Source organism: Marinibacterium profundimaris (assembly GCF_002210095.1).
GTDB classification, from domain to species: Bacteria; Pseudomonadota; Alphaproteobacteria; order Rhodobacterales; family Rhodobacteraceae; genus Marinibacterium; species Marinibacterium profundimaris.
Genome location: NZ_AQQR01000001.1, coordinates 895,439 through 916,887, shown reverse-complemented (window position 1 = coordinate 916,887; position 21,449 = coordinate 895,439). Strand labels below are relative to the sequence as shown.

21 protein-coding genes are annotated in these 21,449 nt (G+C 67.1%); all 21 read right to left on the bottom strand.

Annotated features, from left to right (window positions below):
- Window positions 1–44: 44 nt before the first annotated feature.
- A complete protein-coding gene (locus tag ATO3_RS04365; protein WP_088648543.1) occupies window positions 45–689 on the bottom strand; it encodes a protein-L-isoaspartate(D-aspartate) O-methyltransferase in 645 nt (214 codons plus the stop codon).
- Entirely contained in the window at window positions 686–1,468 is a 783-nt protein-coding gene (gene surE, locus ATO3_RS04360) for a 5'/3'-nucleotidase SurE (protein WP_088648542.1), read from the bottom strand. The genes ATO3_RS04365 and surE overlap by 4 nt, the downstream gene beginning before the upstream one ends.
- 154 nt (window positions 1,469–1,622) lie before the next feature.
- On the bottom strand, window positions 1,623–2,273 hold the full coding sequence (locus tag ATO3_RS04355) for an SDR family NAD(P)-dependent oxidoreductase (RefSeq protein WP_088648541.1): 651 nt from the start codon (window positions 2,271–2,273) through the stop codon (window positions 1,623–1,625).
- Window positions 2,274–2,425: 152 nt separating this feature from the next.
- Window positions 2,426–2,692 (bottom strand): type IV pilus biogenesis protein PilP, encoded by a 267-nt coding sequence (pilP, locus tag ATO3_RS04350; protein WP_088648540.1) that lies wholly within the window; start codon window positions 2,690–2,692, stop codon window positions 2,426–2,428.
- A gap of 178 nt (window positions 2,693–2,870) precedes the next feature.
- Entirely contained in the window at window positions 2,871–3,431 is a 561-nt protein-coding gene (locus ATO3_RS04345; protein WP_233152022.1) for a DUF2199 domain-containing protein, read from the bottom strand.
- Window positions 3,428–4,885 carry an amidophosphoribosyltransferase gene (gene purF / locus ATO3_RS04340; RefSeq protein WP_088648539.1) on the bottom strand — a complete coding sequence of 486 codons (1,458 nt, stop codon included), beginning with the start codon at window positions 4,883–4,885 and terminating at the stop codon, window positions 3,428–3,430. The genes ATO3_RS04345 and purF overlap by 4 nt, the downstream gene beginning before the upstream one ends.
- A gap of 316 nt (window positions 4,886–5,201) precedes the next feature.
- Complete coding sequence (locus ATO3_RS04335) at window positions 5,202–5,759, bottom strand: CvpA family protein (RefSeq protein WP_088648538.1); 558 nt, start codon at window positions 5,757–5,759, stop codon at window positions 5,202–5,204.
- A 51-nt stretch (window positions 5,760–5,810) separates the two neighbouring features.
- Entirely contained in the window at window positions 5,811–7,175 is a 1,365-nt protein-coding gene (gene radA, locus ATO3_RS04330) for a DNA repair protein RadA (RefSeq protein WP_088648537.1), read from the bottom strand.
- A 30-nt stretch (window positions 7,176–7,205) separates the two neighbouring features.
- Window positions 7,206–7,640: a paraquat-inducible protein A gene (locus tag ATO3_RS04325; protein ID WP_088648536.1), complete on the bottom strand. Its 435-nt coding sequence runs from the start codon at window positions 7,638–7,640 to the stop codon at window positions 7,206–7,208.
- A gap of 92 nt (window positions 7,641–7,732) precedes the next feature.
- A complete protein-coding gene (locus tag ATO3_RS04320) occupies window positions 7,733–8,479 on the bottom strand; it encodes an ABC transporter ATP-binding protein (RefSeq protein ID WP_088648535.1) in 747 nt (248 codons plus the stop codon).
- Window positions 8,476–9,258 carry an MlaE family ABC transporter permease gene (locus ATO3_RS04315; protein WP_088648534.1) on the bottom strand — a complete coding sequence of 261 codons (783 nt, stop codon included), beginning with the start codon at window positions 9,256–9,258 and terminating at the stop codon, window positions 8,476–8,478. The genes ATO3_RS04320 and ATO3_RS04315 overlap by 4 nt, the downstream gene beginning before the upstream one ends.
- On the bottom strand, window positions 9,255–10,295 hold the full coding sequence (alr, locus tag ATO3_RS04310) for an alanine racemase (protein ID WP_088648533.1): 1,041 nt from the start codon (window positions 10,293–10,295) through the stop codon (window positions 9,255–9,257). Before alr ends, ATO3_RS04315 begins: the two co-directional genes overlap by 4 nt.
- 86 nt (window positions 10,296–10,381) lie before the next feature.
- On the bottom strand, window positions 10,382–11,176 hold the full coding sequence (locus ATO3_RS04305) for a DUF1194 domain-containing protein (RefSeq protein WP_088648532.1): 795 nt from the start codon (window positions 11,174–11,176) through the stop codon (window positions 10,382–10,384).
- Between the two features lie 184 nt (window positions 11,177–11,360).
- Complete coding sequence (locus ATO3_RS04300) at window positions 11,361–12,863, bottom strand: replicative DNA helicase (RefSeq protein WP_088648531.1); 1,503 nt, start codon at window positions 12,861–12,863, stop codon at window positions 11,361–11,363.
- A gap of 218 nt (window positions 12,864–13,081) precedes the next feature.
- Window positions 13,082–13,756, bottom strand: coding sequence for an orotate phosphoribosyltransferase (locus ATO3_RS04295; protein ID WP_088648530.1), 675 nt, complete (start codon window positions 13,754–13,756; stop codon window positions 13,082–13,084).
- Window positions 13,757–13,812: 56 nt separating this feature from the next.
- Complete coding sequence (pyrC, locus tag ATO3_RS04290; protein ID WP_088648731.1) at window positions 13,813–14,859, bottom strand: dihydroorotase; 1,047 nt, start codon at window positions 14,857–14,859, stop codon at window positions 13,813–13,815.
- Window positions 14,860–14,989: 130 nt separating this feature from the next.
- Entirely contained in the window at window positions 14,990–15,955 is a 966-nt protein-coding gene (locus ATO3_RS04285) for a phosphoadenosine phosphosulfate reductase (RefSeq protein WP_088648529.1), read from the bottom strand.
- 150 nt (window positions 15,956–16,105) lie between these two features.
- Window positions 16,106–17,146: a glycosyltransferase family 2 protein gene (locus ATO3_RS04280; protein WP_088648528.1), complete on the bottom strand. Its 1,041-nt coding sequence runs from the start codon at window positions 17,144–17,146 to the stop codon at window positions 16,106–16,108.
- 6 nt (window positions 17,147–17,152) lie between these two features.
- Window positions 17,153–19,495 carry a glycosyltransferase family 2 protein gene (locus tag ATO3_RS04275; protein ID WP_088648527.1) on the bottom strand — a complete coding sequence of 781 codons (2,343 nt, stop codon included), beginning with the start codon at window positions 19,493–19,495 and terminating at the stop codon, window positions 17,153–17,155.
- Complete coding sequence (locus tag ATO3_RS04270; protein WP_088648526.1) at window positions 19,495–20,130, bottom strand: sulfotransferase family protein; 636 nt, start codon at window positions 20,128–20,130, stop codon at window positions 19,495–19,497. The genes ATO3_RS04275 and ATO3_RS04270 overlap by 1 nt, the downstream gene beginning before the upstream one ends.
- Complete coding sequence (locus ATO3_RS04265) at window positions 20,127–21,227, bottom strand: glycosyltransferase family 2 protein (protein ID WP_088648525.1); 1,101 nt, start codon at window positions 21,225–21,227, stop codon at window positions 20,127–20,129. The genes ATO3_RS04270 and ATO3_RS04265 overlap by 4 nt, the downstream gene beginning before the upstream one ends.
- Window positions 21,228–21,449 lie beyond the last annotated feature (222 nt).

Genomic DNA, 21,449 nt, shown 5'->3' with positions numbered 1-21,449 from the left:
CTCGCCCCCTTTTGTCCGGGGGCTTGGCGCGACAATTTCAGCTCTCAGGTCTCTTTTCCAAGACCCTCGAGAAGCGGCACGAAGCGAACGGGCCGCAATTCTTCGTAGTCGAACCCTGTCTCCAGCCGCCGCACCCGGATCAGCGTCTGAACCGCATCCGACTGGCCCACGGGCAGGACCATGATACCGCCAATTCGCAGCTGGGCCAAGAGAGGCCCCGGCGGATCCTCGGCGGCGGCGGTGACCAGGATCCGGTCGAAGGGCGCCTGGTCTTCCAGCCCGCGCGAGCCGTCGGCGGTGAAGGCCGTTATGTTGGCCAGCCCCAGCGCGTCGAAGGCAAGGCGCGCCTCGGCCACCAGGCGGCGATGACGGTCGACGGTATAGACCCGGCGCGCCAGCCGCGACAGGATCGCGGCCTGGTAGCCCGAGCCGCAGCCGACCTCCAGCACCTTGTCGCGGCCGGTCAACTCCAGCGCCTGGGTCATCAGCCCGACGACGGAGGGCTGGGAAATGGTCTGGCCGCAGGTGATCGGCAGCGGCATGTCCTCGTAGGCGCGTTCGGCGAACAGCCCCTTCACGAAGGCGCCGCGGTCGATCTCTTCCATCGCGTTCAGCACCCTGGGGTCCGTCACCCCCTTGGAGCGCAGCGCGAAGAGAAAGCGCATCTTGGTCTCTGCGTCGCTGGTCATTCGATGACCTTCAGCGCGTCCAGCGTGTCATGGGCGGTCAGGTCGGCGCGCATCGGCGTGACCGAGATATAGCCGTCGAGGTTGACGGCGGCATCGGTGCCCGGCGCGGTGCGCACCGTCTGGTCGGCGCCGCGCAGCCACAGGAACCGCCGCCCCGAGGGCGAGATCAGCGGTTCGGTATGAAAGCCGGTGCCCTCGCGCGCACCCTGGCGCGAAACCTTCGTGCCCTTGACCGCAGAGGCCGGGTGAGGCGGGAAGTTGATGTTGTAGAACAGTCGGTAATCGCCCTCGTGCGGGGGCGTGGCCTCTAGGATCCGGCGGATCAGGGCGGCGCCGTGGGCCAGCGCCGCCTCGAACGGATCGTCCAGCGCGCGGTTCTCCGGCCCGTAATATTGCGAGAGCGCCATCGCCGGCAGGCCCTGCAGCGCCGCTTCCATCGCGCCGCCCAGCGTGCCGGAATACAGCGCGTTCTCGGCGGAATTGTTGCCCCGGTTCACGCCCGACAGCACCAGGTCGGGCGGGCAATCGGGCATCACGTCATGCAGCGCGGTCAGCACGCAATCCGCCGGGCTGCCCTCGGCCGCGTAAAGCCGCTCGCCCAGTTCCGAGACCATCATCGGATGGGTATAGCTGATCTTGTGCGCCACGCCCGATTGCTCGAACGCGGGCGCCACGGTCCAGACCTCGCCCTCGGGGCCCACCAGCTCCTCGGCAATGGCGTGCAGCACCTTCAGGCCCGGCGCATTGATCCCGTCGTCGTTGGTAATGAGAATGCGCATCGCGAAAAGCCCCGTAACCCCACTACGTCCTTAGAAGAGCCCGCCCGCAGCAGCAAGCACTTGGCCGGGTCAGGGCGACATGCCCGTCTTCATCTTTGCAAAAATACCTCTGCCGAAGGCATTGCAGCCTCCGAAGCCATCCCGTGACTGAAGGTCAGGCGCTGACCAGACCGATGTCGGCCAAGAGCCGTTTCGCCTCGTCCGCCGTGGGCGTCAGCGTCTCGCGGTCCTCGCCGGGGAAGAACCGGGCACGGGTGGCGGTGGGCATCGGCCGGGGTTCCAGCACCGAAACCTTGGGTCCAGTCTTCACCGTTTCGGCCGCCCAGCTGCGGGCCAGCGCGATCTGCGCGGCCTTCGAGGTGCCGTAGCTGCCGAAGAACTTCTCGCCTCCGTGCGGGTCGTCGAAGAACAGCGCCCGCCCGGACGTGCCGAGCAGCGGCGCGACATAGGCGATCAGCCGGCGCGCGGCCTCGAGGTTGATCGACATGGACTTGTCCCAGTCGCGGGCGTCGATCATCTGGGCCGGCGTCAGCGGCGCGGCGTGGATCGCGGCATGGGCCCAGACATCCACCTTGCCCCAGCGGTCGTGGATGCCACGGCACAGCGTGGCCATCGCCTCGTCCACGGTCACGTCCATCGGCGCCAGCGTGGCCGTCCCGCCAAGAGCGCGGATGCGGTCGTCGAGCTCTTCGAGCCCGCCGATGGTGCGCGCAACGGCGACGATGTGATGGGTCGGCGCAAGCGCCAGGGCTATTGCGGCGCCAAGGCCGCGCGAGGCGCCGGTGATGAGTGCGATCTGGGTCATGTGCCAGCCGTGTGGCCAATGCCGTCGCTCAGGTCAAGGCCCACGTCGGGGAATTCGAAAGGACCGTTTCCAACCCCGAAACGGAAGCCCCTGGCCGGGCGGCGGGGTCCTCGTTGGATCCCCAATGCGGCAAGGTCACGGCGGGTTGTCGCTCAGGGCAGCGCCAGCCGCTCCTCGCGTCCGCCTCGGGCCAGGACCAGCCCTTCGCTGTCGATCCGCACGACCTGCTTGCCGGTCAGCCGCTCGCCGCGCTGAACCTTGGTGGTCTTGCCACCGGGCAAGCGGACCAGGGCGGTAAGGTCGTTTTCCGGGCCGAAGATGCCGATCACCATGGGGCGGTTCTTCGACATGGGGACTCTGGTCGTGGCCTTGCTGGCCACGTTTGGCGGGGTGGTCCCGCCGGCGTTCATTTGGGTCATTCACTCTGCCTGCCGCGGATGTCGCGGTCCGAGATTCGTATCGGGATTTCCGTCGAACCAGGGGCCTATCAGGGCTTTTCCGGCCCTGAAAGGCGGGCCGGTCGGCGACGCTGGGGCATGGGCGAAATTGGGCGGACAGGCGCTGCCAGCCTTGGCGGAATGCAGCCGAAGGGGCGGCTCAGGCGGCCAGGTGCGGCCGGATATCGCTGCCCGAGGCGGCGTAGATGTCCAGAAGGTGATCGAAGGAGATCCCGTCCTCCTGCGCGGCCATCAAGGGGCCCTCCTGCGCCATCAGCCGGGGGCGTTCGCCCTCGGGTCCCGGCAACAGGGTGCAGGGCGTGTCGCCCTCTGTGTCAAAGCCCGGCAGGGCGTTCATCAGCAGCGCGGCGCAGCCGTCAAAGCGGCCCTCGCCGAAGCAGGCGTCGATATAGGCGTAGAAATCGCCGGGCGCGACGGCGGCCCATGTGCCGAAATTGAACACCTCGTCGCTGCCCTGGATCGGCAGCGGCAGGATGCAGCGGATGAAGCGCACTTCGCCCAGGCGGCAGAGATCGGTGCCCAGCTTGTCCTCGCCGAACTGCACCTCGGCCTCACCCTCGGGAAGGGGGCCGAAGGGCCAGGCATCGGGGTGATCGAAGCCAAGGTCGAACACCCCGTTGAAGTGGCGCCCGCAACAGGGGCAGGCGCGGTCTTCGTCGTGGAACCGGCGCCAGCGGGCGTCGAGGTCCAGAAGGTTCACTCGGCCGCCTTCATCTGGAAGCCCTGTGCGATCATGTCTGCCGGCTCTACCGGGTATTCGCCCGAGAAGCAGGCGTCGCAATATTGCGGGCTGGCGTTGTTGCGGCCTTCGCCGACACCGACGGCGCGGTACAGCCCGTCGAGCGAGATGAACTTGAGGCTGTCGACCTTCAGGTGATCGCGCATCTCGTCCTCGCTCATGGTGGCGGCCAGCAGCTTGTCGCGTTCCGGCGTGTCGACTCCGTAGAAGCAGGGCCAGGCCGTCGGCGGGGAGGCAATGCGGAAATGCACCTCGGCCGCGCCGGCGTCGAGGATCATCTCCTTGATCTTGCGGCTGGTGGTGCCGCGCACCACCGAGTCGTCGACCAGGATGACCCGCTTGTCCTTGATCAGGGCCCGGTTGACGTTCAGCTTCAGCCGCACGCCCATGTTCCGGATCTGCTCCGAAGGTTCGATGAAGGTGCGGCCCATGTACTGGTTGCGCACGATGCCAAGGCCGAAGGGGATCCCGCTTTCCGCGGCAAAGCCCACGGCGGCCGGGGTGCCACTGTCGGGCACCGGGCAGACCAGGTCGGCCTCGACCGGGGCTTCCTTGGCAAGCTCGCGCCCGATCGCCTCGCGGGTTTCATAGACGGACCGCCCGCCCAGGATCGAATCGGGGCGCGAGAAGTAGACATGTTCGAAGATGCAGAACCGCGATTTCTGGCGGCGGAAGGGGAAGATGCTCTCGACCCCCTTGTCCTCGGTGATGACGACCATCTCGCCCGGCTCGATCTCGCGCACGAAATCGGCGCCGATGATGTCCAGCGCGCAGGTTTCGGAACTGAGAACCCAGCCGTCGCCAAGCTTGCCCAGCACCAGCGGCCGCACGCCGCGCGGGTCGCGCACGCCGATCAGCTTCGTGCGGGTCATTGCCACGACCGAAAAGGCGCCTTCGACCCGGCGCAGGGCGTCTTCCATGCGTTCGGGGATGCCCTTCTGCAGCGACCGCGCCATCAGGTGGATGATGCATTCGCTGTCCGACGACGACTGAAAGATCGAGCCGCGCTCGATCAGTTCGCGCCGCAAGGCATTGGCATTGGTGATATTCCCGTTGTGGGCAATGGCGGCGCCGCCCATCGAGAATTCGCCGAAGAACGGCTGCACGTCGCGGATCTGGGTGTTGCCCTTGGACCCTGCGGTCGAGTACCGCACATGGCCGATGCCCAGCGGGCCGGGCAGCGTTTCCATCACCGATTGCGAGGTGAAGGTGTCACGGACATAGCCGAACCGGCGGGCCGAGTTGAACCCCTGCTCCGGATCGTGGGTGACAATGCCACCCGCTTCCTGCCCGCGATGTTGCAGGGCGTGAAGGCCGAGGGCGACGAAATTGGCGGCGTCCTTGACGCCAAGCACTCCGAATACACCGCATTCTTCCTTGAGCTTGTCGTCGTCGAAAGGATGGGCCGGGGGCATCTGCGGCTGTTGCACGAGGCTGGCAGCTCCGAGTCTATATGCGCTGGAATGCCCTCTCCTTAACGGTTCCCGGGCGCGGTGTCATCAAAGGATCACAAAGGTTTTTGCACTTGCAGCAAGATTTGAGAGTCAGGGGGGCCGATCGGGCAAAACGATCCGTAAGGGGCCCAGGCGGCCGTAAAGGCGGCAGTATCGGGGGACGGAGGGGGGCGCAGCGCGTACGCTTGCCGACGGCGGCGCCTGACCGTTCACGCCGATATGATCCGCGTCCGGCGCAGGGCCGATTGTTCCGCCTTGGGTCGCGCAGGGCCCGGGATCAGCTGGGCGTGCAGGTGCCGACCAGCTGTTCGTACTGGGTGGTGATCCAGCCCAGGGCGTCTTCGGGGTTCTGCTGTGCGATCTGGTCGGTGAACCGTTCGAACACCAGGGCCGAGCGGCTGTCGTCCACCATCGTGTAGGCGGTGCCGGTGATGACCTGATCGTAGATGAAGAAGGCGATGGCCACCAGCAGCACGCCGCGCACCACGCCAAAGAGGAAGCCCAGCCCCTGGTCGACCCCGCCAAGCGCCGAGCGCTGCACGATCGACGAGAACAGGGGCGTGAAGAAGCTTACCACGATCAATGCCACGGCGAAGACGGCCGCGAAGGCCGCGATGATCGACAATTCGCAGCTGTCGGCGATGAAATCGCCCAGCACGGGCACTTCCTGCACCAGCGGTTCGACCTCGTCCGCCAAAAGGAACGCCACGACGGCCGCGCCGATCCAGCCGAGGATCGCCATCAACTCGCGGACGATGCCGCGGGAATAGGCGAGCAACGCGGATACCACGATGACCAGCGCCACGACGCCGTCGATTAAGGTAAAGCCTTCCATGTCCCGCCCGCCTTCTTTCCGTTCTGCCGGAGCCTGCCCAGAGACGCCGTCCTAGCCGGCGCCAAAGAAATCGCCGACGAATGTGGTCAGATCGGCCGCGCGCTGCAGGGTGATGCCCTTCTGCGCCGCCGCCTTGCCACCGGTCGGAGCGATGGCTGCGGTGAAACCAAGTTTTTGCGCCTCTTTCAACCTGTTTTCCGTCTGCGTGGCGGGCCTTAGCCCGCCGCTGAGAGAGATCTCTCCGAAAACGACGGTTTCGGGGGGCAGGGTCACGTCTTCACGCGCGCTCAGAAGCGCGGCGGCCACGGCCAGGTCGGCGGCCGGCTCGGAAATCTTCAGCCCGCCGGCCACGTTCAGGTAGACATCGAGCCCGGCGAAGGGGATCGCGCAGCGCGCCTCGAGCACGGCGAGGATCATCGCCAGCCGGCTGCCATCCCAGCCGACCACGGTGCGGCGCGCCTGGCTATGCGGCGAGGGCGCCACAAGTGCCTGAAGTTCCACGAGAACCGGGCGCGTGCCCTCGATCCCGGCAAAGACGACGGAACCGGGGCTTTGGGTTTCGCGCGCGCCGAGGAACAGCGCCGAGGGGTTGGCGACCTCCGACAGGCCGGCGCCGGTCATCTCGAAGACGCCGATCTCGTCCGAGGGGCCGAAGCGGTTCTTGACCGCGCGCAGGATGCGGAACTGGTGGCCGCGCTCGCCTTCGAAATAGAGAACCGTGTCGACCATGTGTTCGACCACGCGGGGGCCGGCGATCTGGCCGTCCTTGGTGACGTGACCCACCATGATGACCGAAATGCCACGCCGCTTGGCGAAAGCGGTCAGCTCATGCGCCGCCGCGCGCACCTGTGACACGCTGCCGGGTGCGGCCTCGACACTGTCGAGCCACATGGTCTGGATCGAATCGATGATGGCCAGCTTGGGCCGCTCGGTATCCAGCGTGGTCAGGATGTCGCGCAGGTTGGTGTCGGCCGCCAGACGCACGGGCGCGTCCGCCAGCCCAAGGCGGCGCGCGCGCATCCGCACCTGGGCCGAGGCCTCTTCGCCCGAGACATAGATCGTGTCGAGCCCGGTGCGCGCGAAGCTGGCCGCCGCCTGCAGCAGCAGGGTGGATTTCCCGATACCCGGATCGCCGCCCACCAGGATCGCGCTGGCCTCTACAAGCCCGCCACCCAGCACCCGGTCCAGCTCGTCGATGCCGGAGGCGGTGCGCGGCGGTGGCACCTCGTCACGGCCGAGATCGGACAGCTCCAGCGTCCGGCCGCGCGCGGTGCCCAGGCCGGACTTGCCGGGCGTGCGCGAGAGCGTCTCGGCCTCGGTGATCGTGTTCCAGGCGCCGCAGGCGTCGCAGCGGCCGGACCACTTGGTGTGGGTGGCACCGCAGGCGGTGCAGGTATAGCTGGGGGTCTTGGCCATGACTCTTCCTGCCCTACGGCGCGGCCGGCCTCAAGCCGCCTCGCGCTCGGTCGCCCAGGAACAGGCCAGGTTGACCAGGATCAGTGCGGTGAAAAGGTAAAGACCCCAGGCGGTTTCGACCCGGCCCACGCCGATCCCCTTGGCCAGCGTGATGTAGAGCGCGATCAGGAAGATATCGGCCATCGCCAGCCGCCCCAGCCCATTCAGCAGCGGCAGCGCGCGGCGGGGCAGGCGGCCCCATTGCACGCCGACCAGCGCCAGCGTCTTGGCATAGGGGGCGATCAGCGCGAAGAGCGCGACCACGAGCGCAAGGAAGATGTCGCTGCCCCAGAGCGAGCGGATGCCGGTGAGGACCGAAATCTCGGACAGGCCGAAGAGCGGCAGGACGCCTGCGCGCATCAGGGGCGCGGCCCAGGCCACGGGATAGAGGACGAGCAGCGAGAGGGTGACGAGGCGCAGGATCATGGTTGTGGGTATCTGGGGGCTGACCCGCGGAACGCAAAACTTTCCCGGAAAGTTTTGGCAAAAGTCTCGGGGAGACTTTTGGGGCGCCGGCGTTACCGGACCGCCTGGATCGGGCCCTCGGCGCGGCCGTGGATGAACTGGTCCAGGTAGGGATCGCCGCTCTGGTCCATCTCAGCCACCGGGCCGGTCCATTTGATCACCCCGTCGTGCAGCATGGCCACGTTGTCGGCGATCGCGCGGACGGATGACATGTCATGGGTGATGGTCATCGCCGTCGCGCCCATCTCGACCACGATCTCGCGGATCAGGTCGTTGATGACACCGGCCATGATCGGGTCGAGCCCGGTGGTCGGTTCGTCGAAGAAGATGATCTCGGGCTCGGCGGCGATGGCGCGGGCAAGGCCCACGCGTTTCTGCATGCCGCCCGAAAGCTCGGCGGGCAACTTGTCGGCCACGTCCGGTTTCAGGCCGACGCGGCGCAGCTTTTCTATCGCGATCTCGCGCGCTTCGGCCTGGGGGCGTTTCAGCGATCCGCGCAGCAGGCGGAAGGCCACGTTCTGCCAGACCGGAAGGCTGTCGAAGAGGGCCGCGCCCTGGAACAGCATGCCGAAGCGGGCGAGGAAGGCATCGCGGTCGCCCGTCGTCGTCTCGGTCCCGTCCACCAGGATCTTGCCCCGGTCCGGCCGGATCAGGCCCAGGATGCACTTGAGAGCCACGGATTTCCCGGTGCCCGAGCCGCCGATGATCACCATCGACGTGCCCTTTTCCACGTTCAGGTCGACCCCGCGCAGCACGGCATGGTCCCCGAAGGTCTTGGTGACGCCTTCCATCCGTATCATATCGAGAAGAACACCCCCGTGAGCACGAAGTTCGCGGCCAGGATCAGCACCGCCGCCGCCTCGACCGAGCCCTTGGTGGCCCGGCCCACGCCCTGGGCGCCGCGGCCCGATTCCATGCCGTAGAAACACCCCATCAGCGCGGCGATCAGCCCGAAGGCCGCGCCCTTGGCCAGCGACGACACCACGTCGCGCGTCTCGAGGAAATTGACCGTGTTCATCAGGTAGGTCGCCGGGTTGAAGTCGAGCGAATGGACCGCCACGCCGAAGCCGCCCGCTATGCCGATGATGTCCCCGATGCCCACCAGAAGCGGCACGGTGATCAGCGCGGCCAGCACGCGGGGCGCGACCAGGTATTTCATCGGGTTGGTCGACAGCGTGGTGAGCGCGTCAATCTGTTCGGTCACCTTCATCGTGGCGATCTCGGCGGCAATCGACGAGGTGACGCGCGCGGCGATCATCAGGCCGACCAGCACCGGGCCCAGCTCGCGGACCATGCCGATGGCGACGATCTGCGGCACCACGGCCTCGGCGTTGAAGCGCGCGCCGCCGGCGTAGATCTGCAGCGCCAGCGCGCCCCCGGTGAAGATCGCCGTCAGCCCGACCACGGGCAGCGACAACCAGCCGATGGTCAGAAGCGAACTGAACAGCTCGCGCGGGTACCAGGGCGGTCGGAAGATATGGCTCAGCGCGCGGGCGGCGAAGATCGAGACGCGTCCGACGGTGGCCATGAAGGTCAGCACGGCCCGGCCAAGGGCGCCGAGCGGGGCAAGAAGGGTCATTCGCTGTAGCTCCGGGCGTAGCGGTGGCCCAGCGAGGTCAGGATCTCGTGCCCGATGGTCAGCGCCGCATCCGCCACATCGTCGATCGACTGGTGCCGGCCCAGGATCGACAGGGTCTCGGGGATGTCCGACAGGTGACTGACATCGGCGCAGATCAGGTCCATCGAGACCCGGCCCACCGTGGGGCAGGGCTGGTCCCCGGCAAAGAGCCGGCCGCGCCCGTTCTCGCCAAGCGCGCGGATTAGACCGTCGGCATAGCCCGACGACACCGTCGCGACCCGCATCGGCCGGGGCGCCGTGAAGGCATTGGCATATCCCACGGATTCGCCGGCTTCCACGTCGCGCACCTGAATCACCGGCATCTCGATCGAAACGACCGGCTTGGCATCCGCGAAGGGCAGCCCGCCATAAAGCCCGATGCCCGGGCGCGTCAGTTCGAAATGGTAATCTTTGCCCAGCAGGTGCCCGGCGGTGGCCGACAGAGAGCGCGGAACCTGCAGCCCCTCGGTCATCTCGGTGAAGGCCTGCAACTGCTGCTGGTTCATCGGATGGCCGGGCTCGTCGGCGCAGGACATGTGCGACATGATCAGCACGATCTTCTGCGACAGCGCGATGTCGCGCAGCGCGGCCCATTCGCCGGCCTCCATGCCCAGCCGGTTCATGCCGGTGTCGAGCTGTATGCCGAAGGGATGACCGGGCAGCGCCTCGACATGGCGCAGCATCTGGTCGACGGAATTGATCATCGGCGCCAGCTGGTTGTCCCGGATCAGATCCGAATCGCCGGCCATGTGGCCGGAGAAGACGCCGATCATCGGGCCCGGCCCCAGCTCCTTGCGAAGTGCGGCCCCCTCTTCGGCCATGGCGACGAAGAAACGGCGGCAGCCGGCCTTGGCCAGGGTCCTGGCGACGATGCCCGCGCCCATGCCGTAGCCATCCGCCTTGACCACGGCACCCGTTTCGCCCTGGGACATGGAAGCCAGCGCGCGCCAGTTGTCGGCGATGGCAGAGAGGTCGATGTGCAGCCGTCCGGTACTCATGCGCTGTTCATGACAGGATCGGGCGCGACGTCAAGATCCCCCCGCGCCGCCGGGCGGTCAGCGCGCAGGTTCCGTCCGCGATCCGCCTACGGCTCCATCCAGATGGTGCGGTTCCGCTGCCAGATCTTCTCGCCCACGAGGCAGTCGTAGCCGTTGGCCCGCCGCAGTGTGGCGGTATCGGACCCGCCGGGACCGCCCGCGATTTCCAGCACCAGCTTGCGACGCACGGCCTCGGCGAATTCGGACCAGTCATGGACCGGGATCACGAAGGCGCCCGGCCCCCCGATCACGCAATTGAGATAATAGACATCCAGGTCCTCGATCCCCCAGCGATAGCTGAACCCGTCCGTCGTCATCAGCGGCAGGCCGTTGATGATGATGCCCCGGGCCAGCACCGCGTCGCGCGCCGGCACCACGGGGCTGCCGGAATTGTTCGGCCCGTCGCCCGAGACGTCGATGATCCGGCGCAGGCCGCGGAACCCGTTGTCGTCGAACAGCGTCGCGGCCTGGGTCAGCGCGCTGGAAATCGAGGTGCGGCGCATGTTGCCGTGGAACTCGGCGGTCAGCAGGTCGGCCACGGCCTGCGCGTCCTCCCGGCTGTCGATCAGCGTCCAGGGCACGACCACGGTCTGCAGGTCGCTTCCGGCCCATTCCATGAAGGTGACCGCGATCCGCCCGATCATGCCGTTGCCGATGGTGCCCATGACCTCGTCGCTGGCGATCGCCTCGGCATAGCCGCGGCGCTGGATTTCCAGCTCGTGGGGCGACATGGAGCGCGAGACATCCGCCGCAAGCACCAGTTCCACATCGACCTCGATGTCCTGGGCAAGCGCCGGTCGCAGTCCGATCAGAACGGCCGCGATGGCTATGAAAATACGCATGTCCGAATGGGGCCCGAGAATCGCGCACCTGTCCAGTCACACATTGGTGCAGTGGCGCGCCGCCGAGGCCGCGGCCGGGCCCGGCGCGGCACAATTGGCGATTTCCTGGGCAGAAGCTTTCCGCGGTGGCCCGGGCGGGCGGGGCAGGCGGACAACGCCCGCCGATGTGGCGGGCGCGGTCGGATCAGTACCCCGGATCGTCGTTCTGCTGCCAGGGGCGCACGAGGTTGCCGAAGCGGGTGAACTGACCCTCGAAGCTCAGCTCCACCGTGCCGATGGGGCCGTGCCGCTGCTTGCCGATGATGACCTCGGCCTTGCCGTGCAGGCGTTCCATGCGTTCCTGCCAGGCGGCGATCTCTTCCAGCCGGTCGTCCGAGGGCTTTTCCCGTTCGACGTAATACTCCTCGCGGAACACGAACATCACCACGTCGGCGTCCTGCTCGATCGAGCCGGATTCCCGAAGGTCCGACAGCTGCGGCCGCTTGTCTTCGCGGCTTTCCACCGACCGCGACAGCTGCGACAGCGCGATGACCGGGATCTGCAACTCTTTCGCGATGGCCTTCAGGCCCATCGAGATCTCGGCGATCTCCTGCACCCGGTTGTCGGCGGTGCCGCGCACCAGCTGCAGGTAGTCGACGATCAGCACGTCCAGCCCGTGCGTCCGCTTCAGCCGCCGAGCGCGCGCCGAAAGCTGGGCGATCGGCAGGGCAGGCGTATCGTCGATATAAAGCGGGCAGGATTCCAGCTCCTTGGCCGCCTCGACGAAGCGGCGGAACTCGGTCTCCGTCATGTCGCCGCGGCGGATGTTCTCCGACGGCACCTCGGCCGCCTCGGACAGGATCCGCGCGGCCAGCTGCTCGGCGCTCATCTCGAGCGAATAGAAGCCCACGACGCCGCCGGCGATATTGCCCTCGGTCCCGTCGGGCAGGGTGCCCTTGCGATAGGCCTTGGCTACGTTGAAGGCGATGTTGGTCGCCAGCGAGGTCTTCCCCATCGAGGGCCGGCCGGCCAGGATCAGAAGGTCGGACTTGTGCAGGCCGCCCAGCTTCTTGTCCATGTCGATCAGCCCGGTGGAGACCCCCGACAGCTGGCCCTCGCGCTGGTAGGCGGCATTGGCGGAGTTCACCGCCTCGGTCACCGCCTTCAGGAAGGACTGGAAGCCGCTGTCGGACTTGCCCTGTTCCGACAGCTTGTAAAGCGACTGCTCCGCCTCGACGATCTGGTCCTTGGGCTCGCTCTTGACGTCGACCCGCGCCGCCTTGGCCGCGATCTCGCGTCCCAGTACCATCAGCTCGCGCCGGATCGCCATGTCGTAGATCATCTGCGCATAGTCGCGCGCCGCGAAGGTCGAGATCGCCGAACCGGCCAGCTTCAGCAGGTAGGATGCGCCGCCCAGGGCCTTGAGCCCCTCGTCGTCTTCCATGAAGGCCTTCAGCGTGACCGGCGAGGCCAGCTGGTTGCGCGCGATGCGCGCCGCCGCGATCTCGAAGATCCGCGAGTGGACCGGGTCGTGGAAATGCTCTGCCCGCACGATCGAGGCGATGCGGTCGTAGATGTCGTTGTTCGTCAGGATCGCGCCAAGCAGCTGCTGCTCGGCCTCGATCGAATGCGGCAGGGCCTCGGGGCCCGTGCCTTCGGTTTCTTCCGTATCCGGTCCGTTCGCGTTGAACCGCGCGACTTCGTTCATGACTGCTCTCCCGCCCGCTGGTGAGGGTCAGGCATAATCCTTCGGCACCACGAATGCACTCGGGATATCTCTGTGGATTATTCGCGGATCCCTTGGGGATTAACCGTTGAACAACTCTGTGGGTAAGCCTGTGACGTGCAGATAGGGTAGCACGTGAGGCTCACAACACAAGATCTGTGTCACGTCCGCGTCGGGGGTCGCGATTCGGTGCCTTGGGATTACTTGTGGGCATCCTGCCAGGCGCGCGGATCGTTGAGGTAGGATTCGACCCCGTCCAGCGTGGCGGCGTCAAAGCTGCCCTTCTCGCGGGCAACGGCCAGGATGTCCCACCAGGTGCACAGGTGATGCAGTTCGATGCCATGATCGCCCAGCACCTGCCGGGTCTCGGGGAAGATGTCGTAGTAGAAGATCACCGCGGTGTGCCCGCAGCTGGCGCCGGTCTCGCGGATGGCATCCACGAAGGACAGTTTCGAGCCGCCGTCGGTGGTCAGATCCTCGACCAGCAGAACCCGGTCGCCTTCCTTCACCACGCCCTCGATCCGCGCGTTGCGGCCGTATCCCTTGGGCTTCTTGCGCACGTAGGCCATGGGCAGCGCCATGCGCTCGGACACGAAAGCGGCAAAGGGGATGCCCGCGGTTTCACCGCCGGCGATCACGTCGAAGGCCTCGAAGCCCGCGTTGCGCAGGATGGTGACCGTCAGGAAATCCATCAGGGTCGAGCGCAGGCGCGGGAAGGAGATCAGCTTGCGGCAGTCGATATAGGTCGGCGCCGGCAGGCCGGAAGCATGGATGAAGGGCTGCGCCGCGTTCAGGTGCACGGCCTCGATCTCGAGGAACATCGAAGCGGTGAGGCGGGCGATTTCCTCCTGGGAGGGGAAGCTCGACGGGATCATGGGCAAGGTCCTTGGTGGCGGATGCGGACAAGAAAATTCGGCGAATTTTCTCGGGCTCAGGTGTCGGCGGTGACCGACCAGTGGATCGGGCGGGCCGGGTCGAAGATCGTGACCGTGCCGTCGCCGGAGGCCACGTTGGCGGGCCAGCTTTGCGGCTCGGCGCGGGTCAGGGTGATGGTGCCGTCGTTCACCGGCAGGCCGTAGAAGTCGGCGCCGTTGCGGCACAGGAACCCTTCGATCTTGTCCAGCGCCCCGGCCTCGTCGAAGACCTCGGCGACCACGGCCACGGCATTGGGCGCGGTGAAGCAGCCCGCGCAGCCGCAGCCGGTCTCCTTCGCGGCGACCACATGCGGGGCGCTGTCGGTGCCCAGGAAGAAGCGGCTGTCGCCCGAGGTCGCGGCCTCGACCAGTGCCACCCGGTGCAGTTCACGCTTGGCGACGGGCAGGCAGTAGTAATGCGGGCGGATCCCGCCAACCAGGATGTGGTTGCGGTTGATCACCAGGTGATGCGCGGTGATCGTGGCGCCCAGGCCGCTGTCGACACCGCGCACGTAGTCCACCGCGTCCCTGGTGGTGACATGTTCCATGATCACCTTCAGCCCCGGCGTCGCCCAGCGCACCGGGTCCAGCACGCGGTCGATGAACACTGCCTCGCGGTCGAAGATGTCGATGTCGCTGTCCGTGACCTCGCCATGCACGCAGAGTGGCAGGCCGATCTCGGCCATCTTCTCGAGCACGCCGCGCACCTTGTCGAAGTCGCGCACGCCGCTGGCCGAGTTGGTCGTGGCACCGGCAGGATAAAGCTTCACCGCCGTCACCAGCCCGCTTTCGGCGGCCGCGGCCACGTCGGCCGGATCGGTCTCCTCGGTCAGGTAGAGCGTCATGAGCGGGGTGAAATCGGCGCCCTCGGGCATCGCCGCCAGGATCCTGTCGCGATAGGCGGCCGCCTGCGCCCCGGTGACCACGGGCGGCACCAGGTTGGGCATGATGATCGCCCGGGCGAAATGGCGGGTTGTTTCGGGCAGGACGGCCTCCAGCATGGCGCCGTCGCGCAGATGCAGATGCCAGTCGTCGGGACGCGGGAGGGTCAGGATATCGCTCATGGACATGCCGCTAGCACGAAGCGCGCGCCGCTTCCAGATCAGCCGTTATGGGGGCCCTGGCTGGCAGGGCAGAGCCTGGCGCAGCGGGGCAGGAGCGCCCATCGCGGAGGCCCGGCCGGCCGCGCCCGTTTCAGCTGGCCTTGCGCTGCGGCGGAAACCGGAAGCTGCCCGTATCGGCCGCCGCCTTCAGCGCGTTCAGCCGGCGGTAAAGGCGCGGCGCGTTCATCCGTTCGGTCACCGAGCGGCAGAGCAGCGCGTTCAGGTAGGGCCGGTCCTCGGCATCGAGCCGTGTCATCAGGTTGCGCAGGTAGGGCGGGTGTTCCCGGCGCGCGCGGTAAAGCCTGGCAAAGGCTGCCTCGGTCAGCCGTCCGGTGCCGGCCAGCAGCAGCACCTGGTACAAAAGGCCCATCTCGACCAGGCGGGTCTGCAGGGCATCGCCCATATGTGTCATCCGCAGCCGCGTCACGTTGGGCCGTCGGAACAGCGCGGCATGCATCGCGTCCAGCGTCTCGCGCGGGTCATAGAAGACAAAGGCCGAATCCGCCGCATCCACCATGTCCGGCGCATAGCCGTACCGGTCGGTGAAGGAGGTCCGCCGCATCTCGGGGAAGCGCGGATCCCATTCGGTCATGCGCGGGTCCAGCGTCGCCTGTGGCTGCACCGCCAGCACGGTGGCCCCCGGCGCAGAGACCGAGAAGGCCGCCGCCGCATAGCCGCAGGGGCCGGCACCGTAGAAGACGATGCGGTGGTAGCTTTCGAAGAACCCGTCGTCGATCAGCCGGTCGAAGAATTCGTAGAGCACCGGGTCGCGGAACCAGGTGTCGCCGTCGCTGACCAGGCAGAGATGCGACCAGTCCTGCGCGCGCACCATGTCGAAGCCCAGAGGCTGCGCGCGGGACGACAGGTTGCGGATGCCATGCACGGTTTCGAAGGTGACAAGCAGCGTGTTGTCGCGTTCGATGAATGTGGCAAAATGATGGTCGCCCAGCTCTTCGAACATGCCTTCGGCATCGGCCATCTCGGCCAGCCCCGCCAACCAGTCCTGGACGTCCAGGCCCGCCAGGGACGTGTCGAGGCTGTCCTCTTCCTCTTGCATTTCGGTCTCCTCGTCATCGAGCCCTGAGAGGGGCACACGGCCGTTGGCCCATGACCTATCTTTGATTTGCGGCAAAATTTGGCAAGCTTCTGGCCGGTTTTCGCGCAGATCCCGTTGCCGCTTTCCGTGTCCCCCGTGGGTTTCCGGCGGTCAATCCGGCGCGGATCGCTGGGCGTATCTCAGCAATTGCCGCGCCACGGGAAAGGGCAAAGGCCGTGACGGCGGGGTCATCAACAGCCGCCCGAACAGCGCGCGGTAGGGCTCTTCGTCCATCAGCGCCTCGAACCTTGCATGGCGCCAGGCTACCGCCTCGGCATGGAGCCGCGCCAGGACCGGATCTTCGCCCAGCCGCGTCCGGATCGGTGCCACGCGGTCGTCCAGCGCCCGGATCGAGGTGTCTTCCTGGGTGTTGAAGTTCCGCTCGATCCAGTAGTCCAGCCCCAGCAGGTGATCCGAATGCACCGCGCGGCCCCGGTCGGCCTTCAGCACGTAGCTTTGCATCGCGCCCAGCGGGTAATGGTTCAACTGCGCCAGGGCATAGTTCGACCGCCCGTAGTTAGAAAAGATCCGCCGCCTGCGAAACTGGTCTCCCAGCTCGCGGCCCTCGCCGTCGAACCAGCGCGCGGCACCGACGCGGTCCGGGTCCGGGTTGCGGGGCCGGTGCACACCGACCTTCCGGTAGGTGCCGTCGTTGCGGTAGAGCGTCTTGAACATGGCCGACCGCCAGGGCCAGTACATCACCACCGGCGCCGTCCGGGTGAAGACATGCGGCACCGGCCGGTCCTCGTATTCGACCACGCCGGCATTGCCGAACAGCCGCCAGGTCAGGGTGATCGCCGTTGCCTCCGGCAGCGCGTCGAGCAGCGCGGGGATCGTCCGGTCGCCCACGTGGATGTTGACGAATTCGTCCACGTCCAGCGGCAGGATCCAGTCGGCCTGTTTCACGATCTCCAGCTTGTCGGCCCGTTTCAGCGCGGTGAACTGGATGCCGCCCTTGTCGTGGGGTCCATCGTTGCGCAGATGCGTGAGCTCGCCCATCTCGGCCAGCCGGTCCAGCATCGCATCGGTGCCGTCCTGGCAATCGTTTGAGAATACGAGGAAATCCGTCACCCCGGCGGCCCGGTGATGGGCCAGCCAGTCCAGCAGGAAGGCGGCCTCGTTCCGGACCGTCAGGATCGCCAGAACGCGCATCCGGCCTCAGCTCTCCATGTCGAGGGTCAGCGCCCAGGCCGCGCGTTCGGTCCCGGTCAGCTTCAGCTCCAGCGCCTGCTGGTACAGGTCCTCGAACTCGGGATTGGCATGCAGCTCTTCGGCCTTGGCGCGGTGCCAGGCAAAGCCCTTGTCGTGCCAGGCGCGCAGCTCCGGATCGGCCAGCAGCCTTTCGTATTCCTCGCGGACCCGGGGGATATTGCGCTTGATGGTGATGTCGCGATGATCCGACCAGTCCATCCGGATCCAGTAGTTGATCCCGATCGACCGGTCCACATGCAGCGCGCGGCCCCTCTGCCGCTTGATCAGGTAGCTTTCGGCCGAGCGCAGCGCATAATGGTTCAGCTGCAGCAGGTCATATCCGATCGACCGCTTGGAGCTGCGCCAGCCGTTTTCGGCCGCGTCGCGCGTGATGTCCTTGCCCGACCCGTTGACCCATTTCACCTGATCGCGGAAGTCGTCACGCAGCTGGTTGGGCCGGTGGCACGAGATCTTCTTGTAGGCGCCGATGTTGCGCGACATGGTCTTGAACCCCCAGACCGTGTGCGGCTTGGGACAGAACTTCGGGGCGCAGGTGTCGAACTGGTCGATGACAAAGCGGTCCTCCAGCGCCGTCACCCCGTTGTGCCCGAAGAGCCGCCAGGTCATCGCCACGTTGGTCGCCTCCGGCACATGGGCCAGAAAATCGTCCAGCGTGCCGTTGCCGCAGCGGATGTTCATGAACTCGTCCACGTCGATATGGATGATCCACTCGGCGTTGACGATCACGGGCTCCTTCAGCGATTGGTTCAGCGCGTGCTGCTGGGGGGACTTGCCCTTCCAGTCATCGTTTTTCCGGTGATGGACGATCCCCATGGCGTCGAGCCGGCCGAGGATCTCGTCGGTGCCGTCCTCGCATCCGTTGGTGTAGATCAGGAAATTGTCGACGCCGATGGCGCGGTGATATGCGACCCACTCCAGGATATAGGGCGCCTCGTTCTTCATGCATCCGACGATGACATTGCCGGTCGATCCTGTTGGCAGGACACGCGAAGGCGCGGGGGCGAAGGCGGCGGCAAGCTCTTCCTCGTTCACCGCGCCGATGCGGTTGTGCGGGGCATAGGGAGAGGTCTTGAGCTGTTCGAAATGCGCGATGGCCGAGGCGGGCAGGAGGCTGCGCCCGGCCTCGGTCAGCTGCGGCGCGCCGCTTTGGGCGTTGGTGCCCTTGGTCCTGGCGGCCAGCTTGCGTTCCTGCCGGGTCACCCGGTCGATGCGGGGCAGGAAGGCCGACAGGTATTGCGTCGCGCGGAAACCCTTGGTCGGATCCGCCTCCTGCCAGTCGGGGCAGGGCACGGGCCGGTGCTGCAGCCGGTCGGACAGGCCCGCAAAGCGGTCGGCCAGCGCGGCATTGGCGGCCGCGAACCGGTCCGAGACGAGCGAAAGGCTGCCCGGGTCGATCGGATCGCCCGGCACCGCGACCTCGTCCAGCAATTGCCGCCACAGCTTGCGCGGCAGCATCCGGTCGCCCTGGGCCAGCATCCGCAGGAAGAGGCCATTCATCAGCCGCGCCCGGGTCAGCCAGGGCGCGGCGGGCCCTGGCCCGGCCTTGTGCGTCTTCAGCCCCTGCAGATCGGCGGTGATGCCGAAGCCCTCCGCCGCCTCGCCAAGGATCCCCTTGCCGTCGAAGCGCTTTGCTTCAAAGCCGCGCAGGATCACGGAACCGGGGCCAAAGACCCCCTCCCAGTGATCCGCCAGCCGCGTGTAATCCATCCAGAAGGGCAGGCCCTGGGTCTCCTCGAAGACACCATGTGCCGGCGCGATCTGCGGCATCCGCGCCATCGCGCCGTCCCACCAGTCCGGCTCCCCCGCCAGCGCCAGCTCCTCGGCCAGCGACACCGCGCGCCCGTCCAGCACCTGCCGGGCGTAGTGACGCGAAAGCAGGCGGGCGGGCTCGTCCAGATGCGCCAGAACCCGGATGTCATCCGACAGCGGTGTCAGCAGCGCCTTCAGCCGCTCCAGCTCGGACAGCCGGTGCAGCGAGGCGCCCAGCTGCGCGCAGGTCAGGATCATGACCTCGGGCTTCGTCGCCGCGACTTCGCGCGTCAGGTCCGCCCGGACAGAGGCCAGCAGGCCGGCCTGCCGGCCCGGATGCCCGTAGCCCCGGTTGAACCGCAGCGGATCCACGTGATCGGGATCCGTCACCGCCATGTAAAGCCGCGTGTGATTGCGCGCGCCCGGCGACTTCGGCACCAGCACGCCGTCCGCGGCCAGCGCCTCGCGGTTTTCGGCCAGCAGGGATTGCAGCCGCTCGGCGCCGACCTGTTCGGGTCCGATGTGAAGAATGATGCGCATCAGGCGCCTTCCTTGTGGTGCCGCAGCGGATTGACATTGGCCTTGCCCCACCAGGGCAGGTTGCGGCCGATATGGGCGCCGATCTTCACCGGCGCCTGCGGATCGGCCACGTCGTATTCCAGGTAATAGGGATCGTCGCGGAACCAGTGCGCAAGCGCGGCGTAATGCCCCTCGATCCACTGCATCCGTTCCTTGCCCGTCTCGCCATAGCCCTTGGGCAGGCCGGGAACCGCGGCATTCGGCAGGCGCGCCACGCCCAGGTCCGACCAGGCCAGCATGGATTGAGACATCTCGAACGCGTCGCGGCGCGAGCCCAGGAACTTCACCCCCGGATGATGCGCCCTGAGCCGGTCGATCAGCGCGAAATCCATCTGCGGCCACAGCGACCGCCCCGCGCCCAGCATCGAGAGCTCGGTCAGCGCATCGAAGTCCCCAAGCCGCGCAGCCGGATCGCCCCCCGCGAAATACCCCTCGTAGAGCAGGACCGCGACGCTCGCGCCCTGCAGCGTTTCGTCGTCGGTCTGCTTCTTGCGTACCCGGTGATCGGCGACGCGCATCCCGGCCCGGCGCAGGGCCCGGGCCAGCGTGGTCGTGCCCGATTTCGGCAGGCCGAGGTTGATGACCTTCAGGCTCATGCCCCGATCCCCGGTGCGTCGATCCCCAGCGCGTCCATCAGCGCGCTTTCCTGCGGCGGCAGCGCAGGGGCGGCGCGCAGTTGGGCCTGCATCTCGCGGTAGTCGGGGTGCGCCAGCAGCGCATCGCGCTTTTCGACATGCAGCCGCACGGCCGAGTCATGCAGCGCGGCGATCTCCGGATCCGCCTTCAGCTCGGCCAGCGCCGCCTCCAGCGCCGGCAGGTAGCGCCGGATCGACAGGTCTTCCCAGGCCGGATCGTTGCGCTCGCGCCAATAGGTGTCGTCGAACGCGCGGCCCTCGCGGTTCACGTCGCCCCGGTCGTTCTTGACCAGGTAACTGTCCAGCGAGCGCAGCGCGTAATGGTTCAGCGTGGCATGGTCCCGCGCACCGGCCGCCGGAAAACGGCGGATGCGGCGCGGATTGTCGGCCTCCAGGAACTTCTCCGGCACCGGACGGCCCGAGCCGTCGGTCCAGCTGGGCGGCACCTTTACCTTCGCGACCTTGTGGAAGGGGCGGTGCGCGCCGAAATATTGCAGCGGAAAATCCCGGCGCATCAGCGTCTTCACCTCGATCGCGGTCTCCGCGCACCAGATGTCGGGGTTGTGGCTGCGGGTGAACTGCCCGATCACCGGCGCATCCACGAACCCGTCGACCCCGTCATTGGCAAAGAACTGGAACGTGACCGAAATCGCCTGCGGATTGCCACAAGCCGCGATCAGCGCGGGGATTGTGTGATCGCCCGCGTGGATGTTCAGGAACTCGTCCACATCGGCGATCCAGACCCAGTCGGCGGCGCGCACCACCTCCTGCCGGGCCGCGTCCTTCAGCGCCTCCATCTGGTAATTGCGCCCCTGGGCCGGGTTGGGCAGGTGCGTCACGCCTCCGCGCGCCTGAAGCGCATCCAGAAGCCTGTCGGTCCCGTCGGTGCAATCGTTGGAATAGAAAAGGAAATCCGTGACCCCGATCAGCCGGTTGAAGGCGATCCATTCCAGCAGGAAGGGCCCTTCGTTCTTGACGCAGGTGACGGCGGTGATCCGAAGATCCCCGTGAAGATCCCCGTCCTGCGGTGCCTGCCCGCCGCCGGTCTTTGTGGTCATGGGCCCCGTGCCCCTTTGTCTGCTCGTCTTGTGCCTGGCGGCGAGCTATCGCGATATCTTGCCGAAACTATGACGTCACTGTGAAGCGGGTCAATGCGGCGGGATTTGCCTCGGTTAAGCCACGATCCGCCCGTGCCGCGCCCGTGGACAGGCCGGCGGCCAGCAACTTCGACAAAGGCCCGACTTGACGGCGGCCGCCCGGACCGGTCTCCTCCGGATCAC